Annotated in this window: 25 protein-coding genes; 16 read left to right on the top strand and 9 right to left on the bottom strand. The window is 51.8% G+C overall.

What is annotated here, in order from left to right:
- The first annotated feature begins 6 nt into the window (after nt 1–6).
- Both rph and pyrE read left to right on the top strand, forming a co-directional pair.
- A complete protein-coding gene (gene rph, locus N2M06_RS15095; RefSeq protein ID WP_019934513.1) occupies nt 7–729 on the top strand; it encodes a ribonuclease PH in 723 nt (240 codons plus the stop codon).
- Nucleotides 730–775: 46 nt separating this feature from the next.
- Nucleotides 776–1417: an orotate phosphoribosyltransferase gene (gene pyrE / locus N2M06_RS15090; protein WP_317074922.1), complete on the top strand. Its 642-nt coding sequence runs from the start codon at nt 776–778 to the stop codon at nt 1415–1417.
- A gap of 52 nt (nt 1418–1469) precedes the next feature.
- Here pyrE and mscS read toward each other — a convergent pair whose 3' ends face one another.
- From mscS to coaBC, 4 genes are read right to left on the bottom strand one after another with little or no spacing between them, the layout of a single operon-like run.
- Nucleotides 1470–2324, bottom strand: a complete 855-nt coding sequence (mscS, locus tag N2M06_RS15085; protein ID WP_317074921.1) for a small-conductance mechanosensitive channel MscS — start codon at nt 2322–2324, stop codon at nt 1470–1472.
- A 41-nt stretch (nt 2325–2365) separates the two neighbouring features.
- Nucleotides 2366–2965, bottom strand: a complete 600-nt coding sequence (slmA, locus tag N2M06_RS15080) for a nucleoid occlusion factor SlmA (protein ID WP_019934510.1) — start codon at nt 2963–2965, stop codon at nt 2366–2368.
- 12 nt (nt 2966–2977) lie between these two features.
- Nucleotides 2978–3433, bottom strand: a complete 456-nt coding sequence (gene dut, locus N2M06_RS15075; RefSeq protein ID WP_019934509.1) for a dUTP diphosphatase — start codon at nt 3431–3433, stop codon at nt 2978–2980.
- A complete protein-coding gene (gene coaBC, locus N2M06_RS15070) occupies nt 3420–4628 on the bottom strand; it encodes a bifunctional phosphopantothenoylcysteine decarboxylase/phosphopantothenate--cysteine ligase CoaBC (protein WP_346351169.1) in 1209 nt (402 codons plus the stop codon). Before coaBC ends, dut begins: the two co-directional genes overlap by 14 nt.
- A 116-nt stretch (nt 4629–4744) precedes the next feature.
- Here coaBC and radC point away from each other — a divergent pair, with 116 nt between their 5' ends.
- The 4 genes from radC to mutM all read left to right on the top strand — a co-directional run bounded on the left by radC (nt 4745) and on the right by mutM (nt 6875).
- Nucleotides 4745–5419: a DNA repair protein RadC gene (gene radC, locus N2M06_RS15065; RefSeq protein ID WP_317074919.1), complete on the top strand. Its 675-nt coding sequence runs from the start codon at nt 4745–4747 to the stop codon at nt 5417–5419.
- A gap of 131 nt (nt 5420–5550) precedes the next feature.
- On the top strand, nt 5551–5787 hold the full coding sequence (gene rpmB, locus N2M06_RS15060; RefSeq protein ID WP_014291125.1) for a 50S ribosomal protein L28: 237 nt from the start codon (nt 5551–5553) through the stop codon (nt 5785–5787).
- Between the two features lie 11 nt (nt 5788–5798).
- A complete protein-coding gene (rpmG, locus tag N2M06_RS15055) occupies nt 5799–5969 on the top strand; it encodes a 50S ribosomal protein L33 (RefSeq protein WP_019934506.1) in 171 nt (56 codons plus the stop codon).
- Between the two features lie 93 nt (nt 5970–6062).
- Nucleotides 6063–6875: a bifunctional DNA-formamidopyrimidine glycosylase/DNA-(apurinic or apyrimidinic site) lyase gene (gene mutM / locus N2M06_RS15050; RefSeq protein ID WP_019934505.1), complete on the top strand. Its 813-nt coding sequence runs from the start codon at nt 6063–6065 to the stop codon at nt 6873–6875.
- 340 nt (nt 6876–7215) lie between these two features.
- Here the strand turns inward: mutM and coaD are convergent, their stop codons facing one another.
- On the bottom strand, nt 7216–7701 hold the full coding sequence (gene coaD / locus N2M06_RS15045) for a pantetheine-phosphate adenylyltransferase (protein ID WP_346351168.1): 486 nt from the start codon (nt 7699–7701) through the stop codon (nt 7216–7218).
- A gap of 78 nt (nt 7702–7779) precedes the next feature.
- Here coaD and N2M06_RS15040 point away from each other — a divergent pair, with 78 nt between their 5' ends.
- Complete coding sequence (locus N2M06_RS15040) at nt 7780–8799, top strand: glycosyltransferase family 9 protein (protein ID WP_346351167.1); 1020 nt, start codon at nt 7780–7782, stop codon at nt 8797–8799.
- Here N2M06_RS15040 and N2M06_RS15035 read toward each other — a convergent pair.
- Both N2M06_RS15035 and N2M06_RS15030 read right to left on the bottom strand, forming a co-directional pair.
- Nucleotides 8768–9544: a glycosyltransferase family 2 protein gene (locus N2M06_RS15035; RefSeq protein WP_346351166.1), complete on the bottom strand. Its 777-nt coding sequence runs from the start codon at nt 9542–9544 to the stop codon at nt 8768–8770. The two genes, N2M06_RS15040 and N2M06_RS15035, sit on opposite strands and share 32 nt — an antisense overlap.
- Nucleotides 9541–10602 (bottom strand): glycosyltransferase family 9 protein, encoded by a 1062-nt coding sequence (locus tag N2M06_RS15030; protein WP_346351165.1) that lies wholly within the window; start codon nt 10600–10602, stop codon nt 9541–9543. The genes N2M06_RS15035 and N2M06_RS15030 overlap by 4 nt, the downstream gene beginning before the upstream one ends.
- Before the next feature lie 86 nt (nt 10603–10688).
- Between N2M06_RS15030 and N2M06_RS15025 the strand changes: the two genes are divergently transcribed.
- A complete protein-coding gene (locus N2M06_RS15025) occupies nt 10689–11399 on the top strand; it encodes a 3-deoxy-D-manno-octulosonic acid kinase (RefSeq protein WP_019934500.1) in 711 nt (236 codons plus the stop codon).
- Here the strand turns inward: N2M06_RS15025 and waaA are convergent.
- Both waaA and waaF read right to left on the bottom strand, forming a co-directional pair.
- Nucleotides 11384–12649 (bottom strand): lipid IV(A) 3-deoxy-D-manno-octulosonic acid transferase, encoded by a 1266-nt coding sequence (gene waaA, locus N2M06_RS15020; protein ID WP_346351164.1) that lies wholly within the window; start codon nt 12647–12649, stop codon nt 11384–11386. The two genes, N2M06_RS15025 and waaA, sit on opposite strands and share 16 nt — an antisense overlap.
- 2 nt (nt 12650–12651) lie before the next feature.
- The gene (waaF, locus tag N2M06_RS15015) at nt 12652–13683 is read right to left on the bottom strand and encodes a lipopolysaccharide heptosyltransferase II (protein WP_346351163.1); all 1032 of its coding nucleotides are present in this window, start codon (nt 13681–13683) and stop codon (nt 12652–12654) included.
- Nucleotides 13684–13800: 117 nt separating this feature from the next.
- Here waaF and N2M06_RS15010 point away from each other — a divergent pair, with 117 nt between their 5' ends.
- The 8 genes from N2M06_RS15010 to pseG all read left to right on the top strand — a co-directional run bounded on the left by N2M06_RS15010 (nt 13801) and on the right by pseG (nt 22125).
- Nucleotides 13801–14772, top strand: a complete 972-nt coding sequence (locus tag N2M06_RS15010) for a hypothetical protein (RefSeq protein WP_346351162.1) — start codon at nt 13801–13803, stop codon at nt 14770–14772.
- Nucleotides 14773–15149: 377 nt separating this feature from the next.
- Entirely contained in the window at nt 15150–15314 is a 165-nt protein-coding gene (locus N2M06_RS15005; protein ID WP_346351161.1) for a hypothetical protein, read from the top strand.
- A gap of 187 nt (nt 15315–15501) precedes the next feature.
- The gene (locus N2M06_RS15000) at nt 15502–15954 is read left to right on the top strand and encodes a hypothetical protein (protein WP_346351160.1); all 453 of its coding nucleotides are present in this window, start codon (nt 15502–15504) and stop codon (nt 15952–15954) included.
- 11 nt (nt 15955–15965) lie between these two features.
- Nucleotides 15966–16964, top strand: coding sequence for a UDP-N-acetylglucosamine 4,6-dehydratase (inverting) (gene pseB, locus N2M06_RS14995; RefSeq protein WP_346351159.1), 999 nt, complete (start codon nt 15966–15968; stop codon nt 16962–16964).
- Nucleotides 16964–18127, top strand: coding sequence for a UDP-4-amino-4,6-dideoxy-N-acetyl-beta-L-altrosamine transaminase (gene pseC, locus N2M06_RS14990; RefSeq protein WP_346351158.1), 1164 nt, complete (start codon nt 16964–16966; stop codon nt 18125–18127). Before pseB ends, pseC begins: the two co-directional genes overlap by 1 nt.
- Nucleotides 18117–18998, top strand: a complete 882-nt coding sequence (locus N2M06_RS14985; RefSeq protein WP_346351157.1) for an aldo/keto reductase — start codon at nt 18117–18119, stop codon at nt 18996–18998. The genes pseC and N2M06_RS14985 overlap by 11 nt, the downstream gene beginning before the upstream one ends.
- A complete protein-coding gene (locus tag N2M06_RS14980) occupies nt 18995–21022 on the top strand; it encodes an aminotransferase class III-fold pyridoxal phosphate-dependent enzyme (RefSeq protein ID WP_346351156.1) in 2028 nt (675 codons plus the stop codon). Before N2M06_RS14985 ends, N2M06_RS14980 begins: the two co-directional genes overlap by 4 nt.
- Nucleotides 21022–22125, top strand: coding sequence for a UDP-2,4-diacetamido-2,4,6-trideoxy-beta-L-altropyranose hydrolase (pseG, locus tag N2M06_RS14975; RefSeq protein WP_346351155.1), 1104 nt, complete (start codon nt 21022–21024; stop codon nt 22123–22125). The genes N2M06_RS14980 and pseG overlap by 1 nt, the downstream gene beginning before the upstream one ends.
- The last annotated feature ends 1 nt before the right edge of the window (nt 22126 follow it).

Raw genomic sequence — 22126 nt, 5'->3', positions numbered from 1 at the left:
AACACCATGACCGAACGAGCGTCAGGACGAGCGGCAGACGAAATTCGCCCCGTTACCATTACCCCTAACTATACCTGTCATGCAGAAGGCTCTGTGCTGGTGGAATTTGGTCACACCAAGGTACTGTGTACCGCCTCGGTAGAGAAAGGCGTGCCGCGCTTTTTGCGCGGCAAGGGCCAGGGCTGGGTGACCGCCGAATACGGCATGCTGCCGCGCTCCACCCACAGCCGTATGGACCGGGAAGCCGCCCGGGGCAAGCAGGGTGGCCGCACCATGGAAATTCAGCGGCTGATTGGCCGCTCGCTGCGCGCCGCCATGGATCTGGACAAGCTGGGTGAATACACCATTACCGTGGACTGCGACGTAATCCAGGCCGACGGGGGCACCCGCACCGCCGCCATTACCGGTGCCTGTGTGGCTCTGGCCCATGCTCTGAACTGGATGAAGGCCGAGGGCATGATAGTGCACAATCCGCTCAAAACTTTGGTGGCCGCCATTTCGGTGGGTATTGTGGACGGCCAGCCGGTGGCGGATCTGGAATACACCGAAGATTCCAAAGCCGACACCGACATGAACGTGGTAATGACCGCCGAAGGCCACATGATTGAGGTGCAGGGCACCGCCGAAGCGGCCCCTTTCAGCCACGACGAGCTGCTGGCCATGCTGGCGCTGGCGCGCAAGGCGGTAAATGAGCTGGTGGAGTATCAGCGCCAGATGATTGCCGGCTGAACACGGCCAGCCTCTTAACTTATTGAATGACATTGCGGAGAGCAGAATGAAAGCCTACCAGCGAGAGTTTATTGAATTCGCCATGAGCAAGCAGGTGCTGAAATTTGGCGAATTTACCTTGAAGTCGGGGCGCAAGAGCCCTTATTTCTTTAATGCCGGCCTGTTTAACAGCGGCCGGGATCTGGCCCGTCTGGGTCGTTTCTATGCTGCTGCTCTGGTAGATGCGGGCGTTCAGTATGACGTGCTGTTTGGCCCGGCTTACAAGGGGATTCCCATTGCCAGTGCCACCGCAGTGCAGCTGGCGGAAGTGTACGATCAGGACGTGCCTTACTGCTTTAACCGCAAGGAAGCCAAGGACCACGGCGAAGGCGGCAATCTGGTGGGCAGCCCTCTGGCTGGTCGCATTATGCTGGTAGACGATGTGATCACCGCCGGCACCGCCATTCGTGAGTCCATGGACATTATTCAGGCCAACGGTGCCGAACTGGCCGGTGTGCTGATTGCGCTGGACCGGCAGGAAAAGGGCAAGGGCGAGCTGTCTGCCATTCAGGAAGTGGAGCGGGATTACAACGCGGAAGTGACTGCCATTATTACTCTTGGCGATTTGATCGAATATCTGAGCGAGCAGCCGGAGATGAGCGAGCACCTGGAGCGGGTGCAGGCCTACCGGGAACAGTACGGTATTTAACAAACAATAAAAAAGCCGCTGAAAGCGGCTTTTTTGTAAACTGACCTTATGTTCAGGCCTTGTCCTGCTTGAACAGATGCACATCCATCTGCGGAAAGGGTATACCGATATTATTGGCATCCAGCTCATTCTTTATTTTTTCCAGCAGATCGAACTTCAGATTCCAGTAGTCTTCCGCCTTCACCCAGGGGCGCACGATAAAGTCCACCGAAGATGCGCCCAGCTCACTTACCGCAATGCGGCAGGCCGGCTCTTTCAGCACGCGGGGCTCTTCTTCAATAATACGGGTGAGCACCTCTTTGGTGAGCTGAAGATCAGCACTGTAAGATACGCCAATTACCAGGTCCAGCCGGCGGGTGCTCTCTTTGGAATAGTTGACGATTCTGTCATTAAGAATTTTGGAGTTGGGTACCACTATCATGCGGTTATCCGGGGTCATCAGAATAGTGGTAAAAATCTGTACCGAGTGCACTGTGCCGGCAGTGCCGGCGGCCTCAATGTAGTCGCCGGCCTTGAAGAAGCGAAAGCCAATCAGCAGCACGCCGGCGGCAAAGTTGGACAGCGACCCCTGCAGCGCCAGACCAATGGCCAGACCGGCAGCACCCACCACGGCCACAAAAGACGCGGTTTGCACTCCTACCCGGCTGAGGGCGGCAATAATCACAAAGGCCAGCAGGCCATATTTGAGCAGGCTGGTCACAAAGTCGGAAATAGTGCTGTCAACATTGCGTGCCTTGAGCACCTTGTTCATGCCCCCGGTCAGCATGCCCACAGCAATAAAGCCAATGATCAGAGTGATTAACGCAGCAGCAATATTGACGGTATAACGAATAATCAGCTCCTGATTGTTCACTATCCAGCTTTGCGCATCCTGTAAAAAAGCGGCATTAAGTAGTTCGGTTTCCATTCTGTCGTGCCTCGTTGTTATTGAAATAAAGGAAAGCGTGGTTACACCGCTGCCAGCTGCCGGTGCAGCAGTTGCCAGTGGCTGTCGAAATGTTCTGTGGGCTTTTTACGAAACTGGCTGCGCACATACTGGTTAATGCGGCCTTCCATATAAGCCAGCAGCAAAGTGGCCAGCACGGTTTCGCTTTCGGCATAGCCCTCGCCCTGATACAGGCGGCGTTCCCGCATAATTTGCTTGAGCTGAGTTTCCAGCCGTTCAAACAATTGGTTGATGCGGGCCAGCAGGCGTTCGTGTTCGCCCTGCAGCGCATCACCGTTCAGCAGCCGGGTAATGCCCGGGTTGCGTTCACAAAATCCCAGCACCAGCTGCAGCAGGTAGCATAGCCGCAGATTGCTGTCTTTTTCATCCTGCATGATCAGATTAATGCGGGAGAACAGCGCCTCTTCAATAAAGTCGATCAGCCCTTCAAACATACGGGCCTTGCTGGGAAAATGCCGGTAAAGCGCGGCTTCCGACACGCCTACTTCTGCTGCCAGCTTGGCGGTGGTAATGCGCTGCCCCGGGCTGGTTTCCAGCATGTGCGCCAGTGCCTGCAGAATTTGCTCCCGCCGGTTTTTCTTATTTGCAGTGGTATTGGCCATGAAACTGTCCGGTTAGTGGCGGCCGGAAGAGCCGAAACCGCCTTCTCCGCGCTCGCTTTGATCAAAGTCGTTCACCAGCGTGAATTGCGCCTGTACCACCGGCAGAATAACCAGCTGAGCAATACGCTCTCCGGGGGCAATGGTGAAACTGTCTTTACCACGGTTCCAGCAGGATACCATCAGCTGGCCCTGATAGTCGGAGTCAATCAATCCCACCAGGTTGCCCAGCACAATGCCATGTTTATGGCCCAGACCGGAGCGGGGCAAAATGGTGGCGCACAGCCCCGGATCCTGAATGTGAATGGCAAGGCCGGTGGGCAGCAGCTGAGTGTCGCCGGGGGCCAGAGTGAGCGGCTCATCCAGACAGGCACGCAAATCCATGCCGGCGGAGCCAGGGGTGGCGTAGGCGGGCAGGGGAAAGTCGGTGCCTACTCTGGGGTCTAGAATTTTCAGTTCAATGGATGTCATGGTATCGCTTCGCAATCAGTGTCAGTAGTTGTTCGGCCAGCGCGGTTTTATCGGCCAGCGGCAGACGATGCTGCCCGCCGGGCCAGAACAGGGTTAATGCATTTTGGTCGCTGTTAAAGCCACGATCGCTGCCGGATACGTCATTAGCGGCGATCATGTCGAGATTTTTGCGCGTGAGTTTATCAAGGGCGTATTTCTCCACCTCCTGAGTTTCCGCAGCAAACCCTATGGTAAAGGGCTTTTGTGGCAGAGCCGCGACCGTGGCCACTATGTCGGGATTTTTGGCCAGCTCCACTACCATATTATCGGCATGAGTCTTCTTGATCTTGTGCGACGCCACCATCTTGGGGGAATAATCGGCCACGGCGGCGCAGGCAATGAAGATATTCTGCTCAGCAATGCCGGCCATCACGGCGTCAAACATGTCTTGTGCGCTTTCCACATCAATGCGATGCACGCCGGCGGGGGGGGCAAGGTGAACCGGGCCGCTGACCAGCGTAACCTCGGCACCCAATGCCCGGGCGGCAGCAGCCAGGGCAAAGCCCATTTTGCCCGAACTGTGGTTAGAGATATAGCGCACCGGATCCAGGGCTTCACGGGTGGGGCCGGCGGTCAGCATGAGTTTTACGCCGGCCAGGGGCTGTGCTTTGGGGGCAAAGTGCTGCTCCACGTTTGCCACCAGCGCCATGGGCTCCAGCATGCGCCCCGGGCCCACATCGCCGCACGCCTGCTCTCCCTGTGCCGGGCCCCAGATATAAGCGCCCCTGTCCTGCAGGGTAGCCAGGTTGGCCTGAGTGGCAGCATGACGATACATTTGCTGATTCATGGCCGGAGCCACCGCCAGCGGGGCCGCGGTGGCCAGTGCGACGGTCGTGAGCAAATCGTCCGCCATGCCGGCAGCCAGCCGGGCAAGTGTATTGGCACTGGCAGGGGCAATCAGCAGCAGGTCGGCCCATTTGGCCAGCTCAATATGGCCCATGCCGGCTTCGGCTGCCGGGTCGAGTAACGTATCGGATACCGGCTCACCGGACACAGCCTGCAGGGTAAGCGGCGTAATAAATGCCTCTGCTGAAGCCGTCATGATGACTTTGATCTCGGCTCCCCGCTCTTTCAGCCGGCGCACCAGCTCGGGCACCTTATAGGCAGCAATGCCGCCGCTCATGCCGATAACAATGCGTTTTCCTGCAACAGACATAACGGTGTTCTCCTTAAATCTTGCCGGCAAGATTATCACAATCACTGACGGCTGTGGTCTTTGGACTAGGCTTAAGCTTCAGATTCAAATGTGTTGGTTCTGACAGGAGAAACAGCATGAGCATCAGAAACTGGCCGGAAGACGAACGCCCGCGGGAAAAACTGCTGAGCCGGGGAGCGGCCAGCTTGTCGGATGCGGAATTACTGGCCATTTTTTTGCGTATTGGCACCAGGGGCATGGACGCCGTGACTCTGGCTCGCGTATTGCTGGAGCAGTTTGGCTCGTTGCGAGCGCTGTTGCAGGCAGATATACACCAGTTCTGTGAAGGGCCTGGGCTGGGGCCGGCCAAGTTTGTGCAGTTGCAGGCCTGCATGGAGCTGATGCGCCGTTTTCTGGATGAACGGTTAAAGCGGGAGCACGCCCTGACCAGCCCCGATTTAACCCGGGAGTTTCTGCAGCTCAAGCTGAGAGATCAGCCCCGGGAAGTGTTTGCGCTGCTGTTGCTGGATAATCAGCACAGAGTGATTGAATTTAACGAGTTATTTTATGGCACGCTGGATGCCGCGGCAGTCTATCCGCGAGAAATCGTCGCCCTGGCGCTGAAACGGGGTGCTGCCGCTGTGATTTTGGTGCATAATCACCCGTCCGGAGTGGCCGAGCCCAGCCGGGCGGATCGCATGATCACCGAGCGTATACAGGCCGCCCTGGGGCTGCTGGATATTCGCGTGCTGGACCATTTGGTCGTCGGCGATGGCGAAACCGTATCTTTTGCCGAACGTGGCTGGCTTTAATTGCCGCGCGTTTGGCTTGTTGTTGATCTCGAGCTGAATTTGCTGTATAAATTGCCGCCTTATTTTGCCCCGAAAGACGGCCAATCGGGGTATCATTGCTCGAGCAAAAGTAAGTTTTGGAGAAGACTGACATGTCTAAAGTATGCCAAGTAACTGGTAAGCGGCCAGCTGTTGGTAACAACCGCTCTCACGCGAATAACGCCACCAAGCGTCGCTTCCTGCCCAACCTGCAAACTCACCGTTTCTGGGTTGAGAGCGAAAAGCGTTTTGTAAAACTGCGCATCACCACCAAGGGTATGCGTATTATCGACAAGAAAGGTATCGACAGTGTCCTGGCTGACCTGCGTGCCCGTGGCGAAAAGGTCTAAGGAGATAACTCATGGCTGCTAAAGGTATTCGCGAGAAAATCCGCCTGAACTCCAGCGCTGGTACTGGTCACTTCTATACCACTACCAAGAACAAGCGCAACATGCCCGAAAAAATGGAAATCAAAAAGTTTGATCCCGTTGTTCGCCAGCATGTGATCTACAAAGAAGGCAAAATCAAGTAAGATTTTACCCTCTTAAAAACCCGGCTCCGGCCGGGTTTTTTTATGCCCGCAGCACCGGCTATACTGCCGCCGGGATACCTGAAGGAGACAGTGATGCCGGAGTTACCGGAAGTGGAAGTGAGTCGTCTGGGCATTACCCCGCATCTGCTGGGGGAGTCTGTGATGCGGGTGGTGGTGCGTAATGCCAGCCTGCGCTGGCCGGTGCCGGCAGAGATACAGGAACTGGCCGGTCTTACCGTGACCGGCATACGCCGCCGGGCTAAATATTTGTTGCTGGAAACCGACTGGGGCACCGCCATTCTGCATCTGGGCATGTCCGGCAACCTGCGGGTGCTGCCCCATGGCACCCCAGCGGGAAAGCACGATCATGTCGATATTGAGTTTGCCAACGGCAAGCTGCTGCGGCTGAACGACCCGCGTCGCTTTGGCTGCCTGTTGTGGACCCGCGAGCCTGCAGAGCAGCACCCCTTGCTGGCCAAACTGGGCCCGGAGCCGCTCACCGATGATTTTAACCATGATCATTTGTTTACCCGCAGCCGGGGCCGAAAAACGGCCGTTAAGCAGTTTATTATGGATAACCATACTGTGGTGGGGGTGGGCAATATCTATGCTAACGAGTCATTGTTTGCGGCGGGAATACATCCTCAGCGGGAAGCGGGCAGTATCAGCCGGGCACGTTATGTGAAACTGACGGAAGAAATTAAAACCGTACTGGCGCGCGCCATCGGCCAGGGCGGCACCACGTTAAAAGACTTTACCGGCAGTGACGGCAAGCCCGGCTATTTTGTGCAGGAGCTGCAGGTATACGGCCGGGCTGAGCAGCCCTGCGTGCACTGCGGCAGCCTGCTCAAAGAAATCCGCATGAATGGCCGCAGCACTGTGTTTTGCGGGCGCTGCCAGCGTTGAAAAAACCGCCGTTTGTCATAAAGCGCATACTCGTCGGCCAAAGTGCACTACTTCGCCGGCACGCCGTAAACCCATCCGTGGGGGCTCCGCTGCGCCTTCCCTGGCGCAGAGGGCGCGGCGAAGCAGACACCCTTTGTCCTCCTCAGGTGAGCAAGGAGCTGACGGTTAGCATTCGACAGTCAGCACAGATGCTTCTCAAAGCGGCAGCGGGGATTGCCGGAGCCGACCATAAAATGCCACGGATGGCATTTTCGAGCGTTACATGGAAGTACTTGTAGCGTGTCGGCGGAGTGCAACCGCGCTGCCGCTTTGCGTTGCGGGTTCGCACAAAAGCGAGCGTTTACCCCAGCTTTTGCGCGATGGCCTTGCGCACGGCGTCGGGCACGAACTGGCTGATGTCGCCGCCATGAATGGCCACTTCCTTTACCAGGGTGGAGGAGATAAAGGAATTTTCTTCGGCCGGGGTGAGAAACACGCTTTCCAGTTCCGGCATCAGCCGCCGGTTCATGTTGGCCAGCTGAAATTCATATTCAAAGTCCGATACTGCCCGCAGGCCCCGCACCAGCACGGTGGCGTTATGATCTCTGGCAAAGTCCACCAGCAGGCCTGAGAAGCCCACCACGGTCACATTGCTCAGCTGTGCATGGGCAATCACCTCCTGCACCAGCGCCACCCGTTCGTCCAGCTCAAACATGGGCCGTTTGCTGGGGCTGAAGGCAACACCCACAATCACTTCGTCAAACAGCTGGGAAGCGCGCCCGATCAGGTCCAGATGGCCGTTGGTAATGGGATCGAAAGTGCCGGGGTAAATGACCCTGATGCTCATGTCGGTTCCTTATAAACAAAAACAGAGAAAAAACTTTAAGGTAGAATACCCCAGCAAATGAGCAAGCGGGAGCGCGGAATGAAACGAATACTGGTGGTACGTAATGACAAGATCGGCGACTTTATGCTGGCCTGGCCGGCGTTTGCCATGCTGAAGGCGTCCCTCGACTGCCATATTACTGCTCTGGTGCCGGGCTATACTCAGCCGCTGGCCGCACTCTGCCCCAGTATTGATGATGTGCTGATTGATCCGGGCAAGGGTGGTGATGCCAGTGCACAGAGCATTCTGCTCAAGCAGCTTAAAACCGGTAATTTCGACGCTGTTATCTGTCTTTTTTCTAATTTTCGCAACGCCAGGCTGATGTGGCAGGCGGGCATTGCTCAGCGCTGGGCACCGGCCACCAAGCTGGCCCAGCTGCTGTATAACCACAGGGTAAAACAGCGTCGCTCCGAGTCGGCCAAACCGGAGTATGAATACAATCTGGATCTGGTGCGCGCCTTTCTGGCTAAAAATGGCATTGCGCCGGTGGAGCCGGTCGCCCCTTATCTGAGCTTTGACGCTGCTGATCTGGCCGGTTTTCGTAAGCAGCAGGCTGAGCGCCTTGGCATTAACGCTGAGCAGCCCTGGCTGCTGGTGCATGCCGGCAGCGGCGGCTCGGCCAACAACCTGAGTGCGGCGCAGTATGCCGAGCTTATCAAACAGTTAAAGGTGCAATATCCGCAAGCCGTGCCGGTGCTGACCGCAGGGCCCAGGGAAGAAGCGCTGGCCCGAGAGGTGGCCGGCATGGCGAGTGAGGGAGCTGTGGTAGCCAGTGACCTGCCGCTGCCTGATTTTTGCCGGCTGCTGGCCTGTGGCCAGCTGTTTGTGGCCGGCAGTACCGGACCGTTGCATATTGCCGCTGCGCTGGATGTGCCTACGGTGGGCTTCTTTCCCCTGCGCCGCTCTGCCACACCACTGCGCTGGCGGCCGCTGAACAGCGAGGGCCGCCATCTGGCCTTTCATCCGCCGGCAGGGGCCGAAGCGGAAGACATGAGCAGTGTGAATGTGAACGCCGTGGCTGAAAAGGTTACTCCCTGGGCGGCGTCGTTTCTGTCCTGATCCACAGATCGGCGTATTTCACAAAGGTGGAATGCGCCGACAGCAGGCATAGCAGCAGGCCCTGCCTGCCATCAAGAAAACCCGCCTTCACCACATACATTTTCATAAAGCAGCCAATGCCGTGCAGCAGGCCCTGAGTGAGTGAACTTTTTTTGCCCCGCTGCTGGCGTTGCTCGGCCCAGGCGGCAGCATAACCGGCGGATTTCACCAGATAATGCTGTAAATCACGGTAGGTGTAATGCAGCAGATCACCGGTCAGCGGCACTGTGTGTATGCCCGGGCCAGTCTCCACCTTTTCATGCACCAGAGCGTCGTTATAGCCGGTCAGCGCCTTGGGGTAGAGCCGCAGCACTCTGTCGGGATACCAGCCGCAGTGACGAATATAACGGCCAAACACCCAGGACAGCCGCGGAATGGAATAAACCGTATTGCTGGAAGGGTTATTCAGCACTGCCTCTATACTTTGGCGCAGCTCAGGCGTGACCCGCTCGTCCGCATCTATCCACAGCACCCAGTCGGAATTCACCTTGCTCTGAGCCAGCCGGCGCTGAGGGCCAAAGCCCGGCCACTGCTCATTCACAAAAAAGCGGGCACCGGCAGCCTCTGCCACCGCCTGAGTATTGTCTGTGCTGCCCGAGTCCATCACCACTATCTCATCCACCCAGCTGAGAGTGGCAAGGCAGTCGGCCAGGTTGTTGGCCTCGTTTTTAACGATCAGCACGGCGGCGAGGGTAGGACGGTTCATGACGGCTCCTGTAACAGATTAAAGTCGTGGCAGATGCGGTCAAACTGTGCGGTGACCTGCTCAATGGTAATGCGCTGCATGGCATTTTCGTCCTTTACCCGGGTTCGCCAGGGCAGCTCGGCGGGCGTTTTACCGGTTTCTGCCAGCAGGGCTTCTTTGTACACACTAACCACATAATCCCGGCAATAATAAGGGCCAGTACGGGCCGGGTTATGATGGGCATAGAGCCCCAGCACAGGTGTGCCGGTAAGGGTGGCCATGTGGGCGGGGCCGGTATCCGGTGCCACCACCAGGCTGGCGCTGTTAATCAGTGCCATCAACTCGGGCAGGCTGGTTTGGCCAACCAGATTTTCGTCGATATTTGCCGTTAGTTGCTGAATGTTCGCTGCCAGATCCTGCTCCATTCTGGCCGGGCTGCCAATCAGTATGACCTTCATCCCTTTGTGATGAGCATGATCGGCCAGCGCGGCATAGCCCTCAGCGGTCCAGTTCTTGTAGGCCTTGCTGGCAGCGGGGCAAATCAGCAGTAATGGGCGCTGATCCCGGTGTTTAGCAGCCAGTGCTTGTGCTTCAGGGGCAATGGGCCAGCTCCACCGGGGCCTGGTATCCGTTACTCCCAGCGCCTTGCCAAAGCTCATAAAGCCGTCGGCCACATGCTCTCCTTCAGCCGCTACCTTCAGATTGGTAAACAGCCACTGACCATCTTTGGCCCGCTCCCGCTCAAACCCGAGCCGGTAGCGGGCGCGAATGCCCATGCTGGCAATGCTGGCTCGTATGGCTGCCTGCATATGCAGCAGGGCATCAAAGCGGCGGCCGCGCAGTTGTTGCCACAGGGTGGTATAGGCCCGCCAGCCGTCACTTTTGTTGAAAGTAATAATTTCAACATTATGCAGCTGACTTAACAGCCGGGCTTCCACCTTGCCGGTCACCCAGGTAATGCGGGTCTGGGGCCACTGGCGCTGAATGGCCTGCACCAGCGCAACCGCATGACAGCAGTCGCCAATGGCGGATAAACGCAGCAAACACAAGGATTCGGGTGCCGAGGTAAACACTGCCATAAAGAAACTCTTGTAGATTCCGGACCGAGCATTATGCAAAGCCTTTTCAGCCATGTAAAATTCAGCTTTTCGCTGGGGGGATGGTAATGGAACGCATTGAGCATGGCTCCGAAATTATCTGGTACGATCCGGAATGTTTTGGTGATTTTCATCGTGATTTCTTTGAAATTGACTACTGGCGTGAACAAAACGCCATTCGTGGCAAGTCGGTAGGGCGCAACACCACCTGGTTTGTGGAAGATGAAGTGGGCCAAAAGGTGCTGCGCCATTACTATCGCGGCGGCATGATTGGCCGGGTAATGGAAGATACCTTTTTGCATGTGGCCGAGTCCAAAAGCCGGGCCATGGCGGAATTTACCGTGCTGGCCAAACTGCATCGCAAAGGGCTGCCGGTGCCGCAGCCCTGTGCTGCACGCATGATCCGCTCTAACTTTGTTTACCGTGCCGATATTATTCTTACCCGCATTGAAGGGGCGCAGGACTTGGTTGCCATTCTTAAAGAGCGGGAACTCAGTACAGAGCAGTGGCAGGGCATTGGTTATACCATCCGGCGCTTTCACAATGCCGGCCTGTATCATGCGGATCTTAACAGCCATAACATACTGCTGGATGATAATGACAAAAGCTGGCTGATTGATTTTGACAAATGCCATTTCCGCCAGCCCGGCAGCTGGGCCAAAGAAAATATGGAGCGGCTGCTGCGTTCGTTCCGGAAAGAGCAGGGCCTGCACCAGGAGTTTCATTGGGACGAGCAGGACTGGAAAGCCCTGCTGAAGGGGTATTACAAGGGTATCTGAGTGCGGATAACAGACAGAGTGCGCGTCAGCGCACCCTGATTGGCTCTGACCACCTTCAGGGCTGCGTTACCCATGCTACTGCATTGTGGTTCATGCTCAAACAACTGAGCCAGTGCATTAGCCAGCTCCTGGCTGTCGCTCACGATACTGACGCCCTTTGCCTGTAACAGCTCACGGGTAATATCTGCAAAGTTAAAGGTAGAAGGCCCCGTCAGCACCGGCTTGCCCAGCGCTGCCGGCTCCAGCAAATTATGACCACCGCGCTCGATTAAGCTGCCGCCCACAAAAGCGATATCGGCGGCGGCCAGCATCATTGGCAATTCGCCCATGGTATCGCCCAGATAGACTTGAGGGTTTGTTTCCGGCATTTTCTGAGTGCGGCGATGCAGCCTGAAACCCTGCTGTTGCACCAGCGCAGCCACCTTTTCAAAGCGCTGCGGATGGCGGGGCACCAGTATCAACAGAGCATCAGGATGAGACTGCAGTAATGCTTGATGAGCATTCAGCAGCTGCTCGTCTTCTCCTTCATGGGTGGAAGCGGCAATCCATACCAGACGCTGTGCTCCCAGCTGTGCCCGCAGCATTTTGCCCTGTTCCCGCACATTATCGTCGTAGCTGATATCAAACTTAATGGAGCCGGTGGTGCTGAGCCTGTTTTGCGGCATGCCCAGTCCGGCAAAGCGATCGGCATCGGCTTGGTACTGGCAGGCAATGTGAGTGATGTTTTTTGACAAAAGCCGGAAAATACCATGAAAACGCCGGTATCTTGCCGCAGATCTCTCAGAAAGCCGTGCATTGAGCACCATGACCGGCAGTTTGTGTCTGCCGCAGGCGGTCAGCCAGTTGGGCCAAAGCTCGGTTTCCATAATCAGCAGTGCTCTGGGCTTTATTCGCCGTAAAAACAGCGCTATCGCCCAGGGGAAATCCAGCGGTGCATAGCGGTGTTCGATGAGATCGCCCAGTTTGGCGGCCTGATCGGCCCCGGTGCGAGTGGTAGTGGTCACCAGTATTGGCAATTCCGGGTGTTCAGCCTTAAGTTGCCGAATAAGCGGCGTAGCCGCGACCATTTCACCCACACTGACCGCATGCAGCCATACCGGCCGGTGGCAGCTGGCCAGTGCTACCAGCCCCAGATGTTCCGGCCAGCGCCGGCCAAAGCCGGGCTTGCCTTTCTTCGGCCAGTACAGCAACGCCAGCAGCAGCGGGCTGAGCAGGTGAATAAGCAGGTTGTAGAGCAGGCGATAAAGCATGATTAATCGTCTTTAAGCTTGGCAAGGGCATCAATTACCCGCTGGGGTGGCAGCTCTTTCAGGCATTTTAAATGACCCAGCGGGCATTCCCGTTTAAAACAGGGCCGGCATTCAATATCCGTATGCACTACCGCTACTTTTTCTGCCAGTGGCGGCGTGTATTGGGGAGAAGTAGAGCCATACACGCCTACCAGTGGTCGCTGCAGGGCGGCTGCGATATGCATCAGGCCCGAGTCATTGGACACCACGGCAGTACTCAGCGCCATTAAATCAATGGCCTGATGCAGTGAGGTTTTACCGGCCAGTACATGACAATGCTGCTGAAGCTCGGGCGGCAGGCTGTGCTTGATGACTTCTGCCACCGGCACATCTTTGGCTGAACCAAAAATCCACACTTGCCGGCCCTGCGCAATCTGCTGTTTGGCTACTTCAGCATAATATTGTTCCGGCCAGCGCTTGGCAGGACCAAATTCGGCACCGGGGCACAGGCTGAGTATTGGTCTGTCGATGCTCAGATCCAGCTCGTTGAGTGCCGCTTGCTGATTACGTTCATCTACGCTAAAAGCCGGCCAGGGCAGCTCAGGGATATCCTGATGGCTGTTCATTTGAGCTTTGGGATAGGCCAGAGCATTATAACGCTCCACCATCAGCGGAAAGTCACGCTTGTTGCTGCGCAGATCATTGAGCAGGCCGTAGCGGGATTCGCCTTTCCAGCCGGTGCGCCTTTTGATGCCGGCAAACAACGGGATCAGCGCCGACTTGAGCGAATTGGGCTGAATAATGGCCCAGTTATAGCCTTCTTTGGCAAGCGCTCGGCCAAGTCGAAAGCGCTCAGCCAGTTTAAAGTCGCCATGCCCCAGAGGCATAACGATGGCCTTGTCGACCTCAGGCATACGTTCCAGCAGTGCGCAGCACCAGGCCGGTGCCATCACATGTAGCTCGGCCCCGGGATGCTGTTTTTTCAGGGTGATGTAAAGACTTTGGGACATCACCATGTCTCCGACCCATGACGGGCCTATGACTAGCAGTTTCATTATTAATTTTATATCTTTGATAATGAGTGTATTGTATGATAATAGATGGCTAGTGTGGTAGCAATAATAATCTATTAACTACTTGTTAAGTTTTTATCCTCCGGGCTGGATTTATTTATGAATTTGTTTTTTGTGACAACTCCACTCCAGTATATTTGTGCCAAAGAAGCTAAAATGTACTACCAGACTTTAGGGAATATACTTGTCGTCAAGGTTAGTAACAATGAGAGTGAGAGGGTCGGTAGTCAGCAGTTAATTGACCTTATAGATGATAGCGACTGGGATGAGGTTATTTATATAAGGCGCTCACTTACAATTCCCTTTGTTATTAATAAGATTAGAAAAAATTATCCAGTGGTTGATGGTTTCTTTGTTTCTGACTATGTTGGTTGGTATGCCTCAGTTTTTTTGAAAAACCTATCGTTTAACCGTTATATATACATTGATGATGGGGTTATGACAGTTTTTCAATATAATAGTCATATCAAAAATCAGTTGATGGAAGTAAAGGAAAAAAAACTATACAACTTATGGTTGAGAGTGAATGGCTTAAAAAGTATTAAATTCGTTGGCGGGCATGGAAATGTTGAGATTTTTACTATGTTTGACATCGATAGTAATATCCACACTGTAAATAGGAATCGATTTTCTATTTTGAGGGGGATGATGAGTCATAATATATATGATGGTTCAGCACCTGTTGCATTTATTGGCGACGGTGGTGTTTCTGATGCCACTATACCTGAGTCAGAGTACATGGATGCTTTAAATGAATTGTCTGCTAATAATAAGGGTATAGTTTATTTTCCCCATAGAACGGAAAGCGCATCTTTAACAGAAAAGGTTTTAAGTGTAAATAATCTCTCTTATTATACTCCAAGCAGTCCAATTGAGATGGAGGTCATAAAAAAATCCTTAAAATTTTCCAAGGTGTTAGGTTTTGGTTCTACAGCATTGTACACTTTGTCAATACTAGACGAAGCGTTACCTGTGGAGTTTATAAAAATAAATGCGGAAAATTACTATACAAAGCGACTGGCTGAACTTAAGCTTCATTTTGAAAGGCAGTTTAATTCGGATGCTAATTAATTTGGTAAGATATTATTACTTTCTGGCTAAATAAGTTAGCCTAGACATTATTACATCATTTTATCCGTTTAAATAGTTTTCCGAATAGTAGATCATTTAAGGAAGAGAACTCAGTCCAGTTTTCGCGATTTGATCAGTCACCAAAAAAACAAAACGACACTCGAAGGACTGAGTTCATGCTGATCCTATCATTCCTGTCTTGCTCAGAGCGACACCGAATAAATAAGATTATTCAGACCACGCGCAAGCTGCTCGCCCCTCGAGTCATGGCCATCCAGCTGCGTTACGAAGACTGTGCGTTCTTCAAGAAAATTCGGCATCTCCCACTCAACACTAGGCCGTTGGCTGCCGCGTGAAGGTATTGTTGGCGTCGCGTTATGCTGATATTGCTCATCAAGGACCCGGACTATGGCGTCAAAATTGAGCAAGAAAAACAGGTGCTTGCAGACTGCTGCCAGGATAATCCCGTGCTTTACGCCGACGAGGTTGAGATCGATCTGGATCCCAAGCTGGGAGCGGACTGGAGTCATCCTTCAGGGTGACACCAATTTGTTGACCTACAAGGTGAGCTAGCTTTACCAGAGCATCAGCTTACACAGAGCACTTCGGAGTGTATTTTAGTCGTGGTAACATAAGTGAAGAGTAGAGTGTAGTGGTCGAATGCTCCCGTTGGTGCTATCGCCTGCAGCAAAATCACTATCTGTGATGCCCTCTCAAACGGTAGGTAGTATGATCATTGGCGAATACAATAGAAGTGCGGTAAGGTGTTGTGCTCATCACTCTACCGAGTATAGCAGCTGGTCGCTGCTGGCAGGCGAAGAAATGCTGTGGGTGCTTCTGAAAAATAACCAAGTTACTATGGCAGACAGTGAGGTCGAGCAAGCTTTTTGGCTGAGGCATAAAGGCATCGCGGGTTATGGTTACACTAGTGCAGGTAATTGTAACAGAGTAACTTTTCGCTTGTGGAAACCGCAGTTTGCATTGAGCGAATGGTTTGGTTTTTTCATCCAAGCCTGTATTGCAAAGGTGGAGCGCCTTACTTCACTTCAATTGATATGTATCCACCAAGTTTTTTTCAAATTAAATCTTCTCATCATTAGTTTTAAAGAAAAACAACTAATTTTAATTTTTTATCAAAGAAATATATTAAGTCCCGGTTGCACTACATTGTATAACACTTAAAGGATAATCGAATGTTAAAGAATTCCACAGTTTTAATCACCGGCGGTACAGGCTCATTTGGGAATACTTTTGTTCCGATGACGCTTGAGAAATACAATCCCAAAAAAATCATTATCTTCTCTCGTGATGAAATGAAGCAGTGGGATATGGCTAAAAAGTATCAAGATGATCCTCGAGTACGCTTTTTTATTGGTGACGTACGTGATCGTGAGCGCCTATATAGAGCCCTGGACGGCGTAGATTATGTTGTACATGCCGCAGCTACTAAAATTGTTCCTACTGCCGAATACAACCCGTTTGAGTGTGTGAAAACCAATATCGACGGTGCTATGAATCTGATAGATGCCTGTATTGATAAAAAAGTGAAAGGTGTGGTTGCTCTATCTACTGATAAGGCTTGCAGCCCAGTCAATCTCTACGGTGCTACTAAGTTGGCGTCTGACAAGTTGTTTGTTGCTGGCAACCACTATGCTGGTGGAGAAGGGACTCGTTTTTCAGTTGTGCGTTACGGTAATGTAATGGGCTCTCGTGGTTCTGTAATTCCTTTCTTTATGTCTATTAAAGACACGGGAATTTTACCTATTACCGATGATCGTATGACCCGTTTTATGATCTCACTTGAGCAGGGTGTAGAGCTTGTATGGCATGCTTTTGAAGATATGGAAGGTGGCGAAATTTATGTGAAGAAGATTCCATCAATGAAAGTAACCGATTTGGCTCGAGTTGTGGCACCAGAAGCCAAACAGGAAATTGTTGGTATTCGTCCTGGTGAGAAACTGCATGAGCAGATGATTGGTGCCGAGGATGCACACTACACTTATGAGTATCCTGAACATTATAAGATCCTGCCACAGATTAATAATTGGGATAAAGATGTTAATAGAATTAAAGATGGTAAAAGGGTTCCTGAAGGTTTTGTTTACGCTAGCGATAACAACGCTGAATGGATGAGTGATGAAGAGCTGCAGTCTTGGATTGAAACTAATCGTGAGAAAATTGGGAGTATCTAATGATCCCTTACGGCAAACAGGACATCACTCAAACAGACATTGATACCGTGGTTGAAGTATTGAAGTCTGACTTTCTGACTCAAGGGCCAAAAGTGCCCCTGTTTGAACAGACTGTCGCGAACAAGGTAGGTACCAAACACGCACTGGCTGTGAACAGTGCCACCAGCGCGTTACATATTGCCTGCCTGGCACTGGAGCTTGGTAAAGACGACTGGCTCTGGACCACGCCGGTTACCTTTGTCGCATCTGCCAACTGTGGCCTCTATTGTGGCGCACAGGTAGACTTTGTGGACATTGACCCGCGTACTTATAACCTGTGCCCTCAGGCACTGGAAGCCAAACTGATTTTGGCAGAGCAAGAAGGCAAACTGCCCAAGGTGCTGGTAGCAGTGCATTTGTGCGGTCAGCCTTGTGATATGCAGGTAATCCATGCGCTCTCTCAGCGTTTTGGTTTCAAGGTAATTGAAGATGCCTCTCACGCCATAGGCGGCAAATATCAGGGCGAGTACATCGGCAATGGTCGCTACAGCGACATTACCGTGTTCAGCTTTCATCCGGTAAAAATCATCACCACTGCCGAAGGCGGCATGGCGCTGACCAATGACGATGCGCTGGCCGAGAGAATGAACCTGTATCGCAGCCATGGCGTTACGCGTGATCAGAACCTGATGACTCATGAACCGGACGGCCCTTGGTACTATCAGCAGGTTGAGCTCGGTTATAACTACCGTATGACCGAACTGCAGGCCGCGTTGGGCATTAGTCAGATGGAACGGCTGGATGCGTTTATTGCCCGCCGTCATGAACTGGCAAAACGGTATGATGCATTGCTGCAAAATCTGCCGGTCATCACCCCCTGGCAACATCCCGACAGTTACTCCGGTTTACACCTGTATGTGATTCGCCTGGAGCTGGACAAGATCGGTAAAAGCCATCGTCAGGTGTTTGAAGACTTGCGCGAACAGGGTATTGGCGTAAACCTGCATTATATTCCGGTGCATACTCAGCCTTACTATCGTGAGATGGGATTCCAGCCTGTCGACTTCCCTGAAGCAATGCGTTATTACAGTGAAGCTATCAGTCTTCCAATGTATCAGGGGTTGACGAATAAGCAACAGAATGAAGTTATTAAAGTGCTGGGAAAAGCTTTAAATGATAACTAATGCATCTAAGTTAGCCTTAGGGACAGTACAGTTTGGTATTCCTTATGGTATCGCTAACTTGACTGGACAAGTGGAAAGTAGCGAAGTTACTCGTATCTTGAATCTGGCTAAAACTGAGAGTATTTTTACCTTAGATACTGCTATTGCCTATGGCGAAAGTGAATCAGCACTTGGGCAACATGACTTAAGTGAGTTCTCGGTTATAACCAAGCTTCCAGAGGTTCCATATGGTTCCTTGGATATAGCTGAGTGGGTAAACTGGCAACTAGAAGGTTCTGTTTCTCGGCTCAAGGTTTCAACTTTGGATGCCTTACTCCTCCATCGCCCTTCCCAATTATTGGAATCATTTGGTGACACACTATATCAAAAGTTACAAGGCTTGAAGCAACAGGGAATTGTTCAACGAATAGGCATTTCAATTTATGAGCCGAAAGAGCTTGATCTGCTTTGTGAGCACTTCCATTTTGATGTAATTCAGGCTCCCTTCAGTATTATTGATAATCGTCTTTCCGACTCTGGCTGGCTTCAAAGACTAAAGGGGATGGGGACATCACTTCATGTGCGGTCAGTGTTTATGCAAGGGTTGTTACTAATGTCAAGGCAACAACGGCCTGAAAAATTCTCCCGCTGGAATGATCTCTGGATTAAATGGGAGCAGTGGTTGGAAGATACAGGGCAATCTGCTTTACAGGCCTGTTTGCGGCACGCCTTATCTATTCCTGAAATAGAAAAGGTTGTGGTAGGTGTGGACTCAGCAGCTCAGTTTAAGCAAGTTATACATGCCTCAAAGGGATCTTGTCTTTCTTTGCCAGCTGAACTATCAATGACAGACAGTAAGTTATTGAACCCCTCATATTGGAATGATTTATGAAAACTGTAGCTATTGTTCAGGCTCGTATGGGATCCACCCGTCTACCGGGTAAAGTGATGAAGCCCGTTGCTGGTCTGCCTATGATCGAAATTCTTCTTAAGCGCCTTTCTCGTGCGAAAAGTCTTGATCAAATAATGATCGCCACCTCGGATGATATTCGCAATAATACTTTGGTTGAGCATGTGAGAAGTCTGGGATACGACTGTATTCAGGGAAGTGAAGATGATGTATTGGGGCGTTTCTTGCAGGCCGCTGAGTTTAGTGAAGCAGATATTATTGTACGCATTACCGGTGACTGCCCTCTGGTTGATCCTGCTTTGGTTGATAAAGCAGTAAACGAGTTCAAGATCGCAGGTGTTGATTATTATACTAACTGTGATCCAGTGACTTATCCTGATGGTCTTGATATAGAAGTCTTTACTCACAGCGCTCTGATACAGTCTGCAGCGATGACTCAATCAGCATATGATCATGAGCATGTGACACCTTACTTGAGAGAGTCCGGTCATTTCAAAAAGGCGTCATTTCGTAACGATGAAGACTTATCTGACTGGCGTTGGACAGTTGATGAAGCCGCCGACCTTGAAGTAATAAGAAGTGTATTTACACATTTCCATCCAAATCTGCATTTTCGATGGCAGGATGTCGCAACATTACAACGTACACGAACTGATATTTTCTTAGCTAATCAGATATTACAAAGAAATGAAGGAGCCAATATGGGTAAGGGACAAAAACTATGGAAGCGTGCAAAAAGCATTATTCCGGGTGGTAATATGTTGCTATCCAAGCGACCTGAAATGTTTCTGCCTGAGCAATGGCCGTCTTATTTTAGCAAGGCAAAAGGTTGTACTGTCTGGGATCTCGATGATCGTGCTTATACAGATATGAGTATTATGGGTATAGGTACCAACACCTTGGGTTATGGGCACCCAGAAGTTGATGCAGCTGTGATGCAGGCTGTTAAATCTGGTAACATGTCTACTTTTAATGCTCCAGAAGAAGTCTATCTTGCTGAAAAACTGATTGAGCTACACCCTTGGGCAGACATGGCTCGTTTTGCTCGTTCAGGTGGGGAAGCCAATGCTATTGCTATACGTATTGCGCGCGCTGCAAGCGGTAAAGATAAAGTTGCTGTGTGCGGATATCATGGTTGGCATGATTGGTATTTGTCTGCCAATCTAGGCGATGATGAAAACTTAGCTGGTCATCTGTTACCTGGATTAGAACCCAATGGCGTTCCCGGTAATTTAAAAGGAACTGTGTATCCCTTTAATTATAATGACTTTGAAGGCCTTCAAGCGTTAGTTAGCCGGCATGATATCGGTGTTATCAAAATGGAAGTGGTTCGCAATATGGGGCCAGAAAATGACTTCCTGCATAAGGTTCGTGAGCTGGCTACCCAGAAAGGCATTGTATTGATTTTCGATGAGTGTACTTCTGGTTTTCGTGAAACCTTTGGTGGCTTGCATAAGAAATATGGGGTTGAACCAGACATGGCTATGTTTGGTAAGGCCCTGGGTAATGGTTATGCAGTGACGGCGACGATAGGCCGACGAGAAGTAATGGAAGCAGCACAAACTAGCTTTATCAGTAGTACTTTCTGGACTGAAAGAATTGGTTCTGTTGCCGCCTTAAAAACACTGGAAATTATGGAGCGGGAGCAGTCTTGGAATAAAATCACGAAAACAGGACTGGCAATCAGATCTGGCTGGCAGAGTCTGGCGGATAAATATGCGCTTAAGATTAATCACTGGGGTCTTCCAGCACTGACGGGTTTCACTTTTGTAAGTGAAAACGCATTAAAATACAAAACACTCATCACTCAGGAAATGTTGGCTAAAGGTTATCTCGCTAGTAATTCCGTTTATGTTTGCACTGAACATACAGAAATAGTTGTAAATGAATTCTTTGAACAGCTTGATTCTGTTTTCGCTTTGGTTAAAGAGTGTGAAGAAGGCCGGTCAATTGATGAGTTGCTTAAAGGACCTGTTTGTCATAGCGGCTTTAAGCGGCTGAACTAATGGCTATGCGAATAGTCTTCCGTGCCGATGCTTCCATTCAAATTGGCACCGGCCATGTCATGCGTTGCTTAACACTGGCTGAAGCGCTGAAACAACAAGGCCATGAGTGTCTGTTTATTTGTCGTGAGCACAAAGGGCATTTGGGAGAGCTCATTGCCGCGAGAGGCTTTGCATTGCACCTGCTGCCAGTCACTGATGACAAAGAACATGTAGCAGCCGCGCTGAACTGGAATAATCATGCCAGCTGGCTGGGTGTGACGTGGCAGCAGGATGCCAAACAGACTTGCGCCATTCTCAGCAATCAGCCTGTAGACTGGCTGGTGGTTGATCACTATGCACTGGATGCCCGCTGGGAGCAGCAGGCATCCCGACATGCAGCGAGCATCATGGTGATTGATGATCTGGCTGATCGAGAGCACCAGTGCAATCTGTTGCTGGACCAGACTTTTGGCCGAAATACAGCAGACTATCGCCCCTTGGTGCCGGATAGCTGTGAGCTGCTATGTGGCTCACAGTATGCGCTGCTTCGGCCGGAGTTTGCCGAACTGCGCCCATACAGCCTGCAGCGCCGCCGCCAACCGGCACTGCGCCAGTTGCTGATCACCATGGGCGGAGTGGATAAAGACAATGTCACCGGGCAAGTGCTGGACGCACTGCGTGACTGCGAACTCCCGGCCGATTGCAACATTGTGGTAGTGATGGGCGCAACGGCTCCCTGGCTGGAAGCGATAAAGCAGCAAGCTGACAGTTTGCCATGGCAAACAGAGGTTAAGGTTGGCGTCAGCAATATGGCACAGCTGATGGCCGATAGTGATTTAGCTATTGGCGCAGCAGGAGCTACTTCGTGGGAGCGGTGTTGCCTCGGAGTGCCAACGATTATGGTGGTATTGGCTGATAATCAGCGTTATGCAGCCCATCTATTGACAAAAGCAGGTGCAGTCAGAGAGCTGTTACTAGAAGATGATTTAAGTCATGACCTAGAAATTTTCATAAAAGAATTTTCTGCAGTAGAAAAAAAACTGGGAAGTACTGTAGAGCACGCCAGTAATATTACTGATGGAAAAGGCTGCGAACGGGTAGTTAGCAAAATATCAACTCAGTAGA

The organism is Oceanimonas sp. AH20CE76 (assembly GCF_039654065.1).
Taxonomy (GTDB): domain Bacteria; phylum Pseudomonadota; class Gammaproteobacteria; order Enterobacterales; family Aeromonadaceae; genus Oceanimonas; species Oceanimonas smirnovii.
This window is presented reverse-complemented; position numbering and strand designations above follow the sequence as displayed.

What these genes read in the sequence shown, in the direction of transcription:
- rpmG (WP_019934506.1), top strand. Translation starts at nt 5,799, where the DNA reads ATGGCTGCTAAAGGTATTCGCGAGAAAATCCGCCTGAACTCCAGCGCT.
- mscS (WP_317074921.1), bottom strand. Translation starts at nt 2,324, where the DNA reads ATGGAAACCGAACTACTTAATGCCGCTTTTTTACAGGATGCGCAAAGC.
- N2M06_RS15010 (WP_346351162.1), top strand. Translation starts at nt 13,801, where the DNA reads ATGAATTTGTTTTTTGTGACAACTCCACTCCAGTATATTTGTGCCAAA.
- pyrE (WP_317074922.1), top strand. Translation starts at nt 776, where the DNA reads ATGAAAGCCTACCAGCGAGAGTTTATTGAATTCGCCATGAGCAAGCAG.
- N2M06_RS14980 (WP_346351156.1), top strand. Translation starts at nt 18,995, where the DNA reads ATGAAAACTGTAGCTATTGTTCAGGCTCGTATGGGATCCACCCGTCTA.
- radC (WP_317074919.1), top strand. Translation starts at nt 4,745, where the DNA reads ATGAGCATCAGAAACTGGCCGGAAGACGAACGCCCGCGGGAAAAACTG.
- N2M06_RS15040 (WP_346351167.1), top strand. Translation starts at nt 7,780, where the DNA reads ATGAAACGAATACTGGTGGTACGTAATGACAAGATCGGCGACTTTATG.
- waaF (WP_346351163.1), bottom strand. Translation starts at nt 13,683, where the DNA reads ATGAAACTGCTAGTCATAGGCCCGTCATGGGTCGGAGACATGGTGATG.
- coaBC (WP_346351169.1), bottom strand. Translation starts at nt 4,628, where the DNA reads ATGTCTGTTGCAGGAAAACGCATTGTTATCGGCATGAGCGGCGGCATT.
- waaA (WP_346351164.1), bottom strand. Translation starts at nt 12,649, where the DNA reads ATGCTTTATCGCCTGCTCTACAACCTGCTTATTCACCTGCTCAGCCCG.
- N2M06_RS15000 (WP_346351160.1), top strand. Translation starts at nt 15,502, where the DNA reads ATGATCATTGGCGAATACAATAGAAGTGCGGTAAGGTGTTGTGCTCAT.
- dut (WP_019934509.1), bottom strand. Translation starts at nt 3,433, where the DNA reads ATGACATCCATTGAACTGAAAATTCTAGACCCCAGAGTAGGCACCGAC.
- N2M06_RS15025 (WP_019934500.1), top strand. Translation starts at nt 10,689, where the DNA reads ATGGAACGCATTGAGCATGGCTCCGAAATTATCTGGTACGATCCGGAA.
- slmA (WP_019934510.1), bottom strand. Translation starts at nt 2,965, where the DNA reads ATGGCCAATACCACTGCAAATAAGAAAAACCGGCGGGAGCAAATTCTG.
- pseG (WP_346351155.1), top strand. Translation starts at nt 21,022, where the DNA reads ATGGCTATGCGAATAGTCTTCCGTGCCGATGCTTCCATTCAAATTGGC.
- pseC (WP_346351158.1), top strand. Translation starts at nt 16,964, where the DNA reads ATGATCCCTTACGGCAAACAGGACATCACTCAAACAGACATTGATACC.
- N2M06_RS14985 (WP_346351157.1), top strand. Translation starts at nt 18,117, where the DNA reads ATGATAACTAATGCATCTAAGTTAGCCTTAGGGACAGTACAGTTTGGT.
- N2M06_RS15030 (WP_346351165.1), bottom strand. Translation starts at nt 10,602, where the DNA reads ATGGCAGTGTTTACCTCGGCACCCGAATCCTTGTGTTTGCTGCGTTTA.
- mutM (WP_019934505.1), top strand. Translation starts at nt 6,063, where the DNA reads ATGCCGGAGTTACCGGAAGTGGAAGTGAGTCGTCTGGGCATTACCCCG.
- coaD (WP_346351168.1), bottom strand. Translation starts at nt 7,701, where the DNA reads ATGAGCATCAGGGTCATTTACCCCGGCACTTTCGATCCCATTACCAAC.
- pseB (WP_346351159.1), top strand. Translation starts at nt 15,966, where the DNA reads ATGTTAAAGAATTCCACAGTTTTAATCACCGGCGGTACAGGCTCATTT.
- rpmB (WP_014291125.1), top strand. Translation starts at nt 5,551, where the DNA reads ATGTCTAAAGTATGCCAAGTAACTGGTAAGCGGCCAGCTGTTGGTAAC.
- N2M06_RS15005 (WP_346351161.1), top strand. Translation starts at nt 15,150, where the DNA reads ATGCTGATATTGCTCATCAAGGACCCGGACTATGGCGTCAAAATTGAG.
- N2M06_RS15035 (WP_346351166.1), bottom strand. Translation starts at nt 9,544, where the DNA reads ATGAACCGTCCTACCCTCGCCGCCGTGCTGATCGTTAAAAACGAGGCC.
- rph (WP_019934513.1), top strand. Translation starts at nt 7, where the DNA reads ATGACCGAACGAGCGTCAGGACGAGCGGCAGACGAAATTCGCCCCGTT.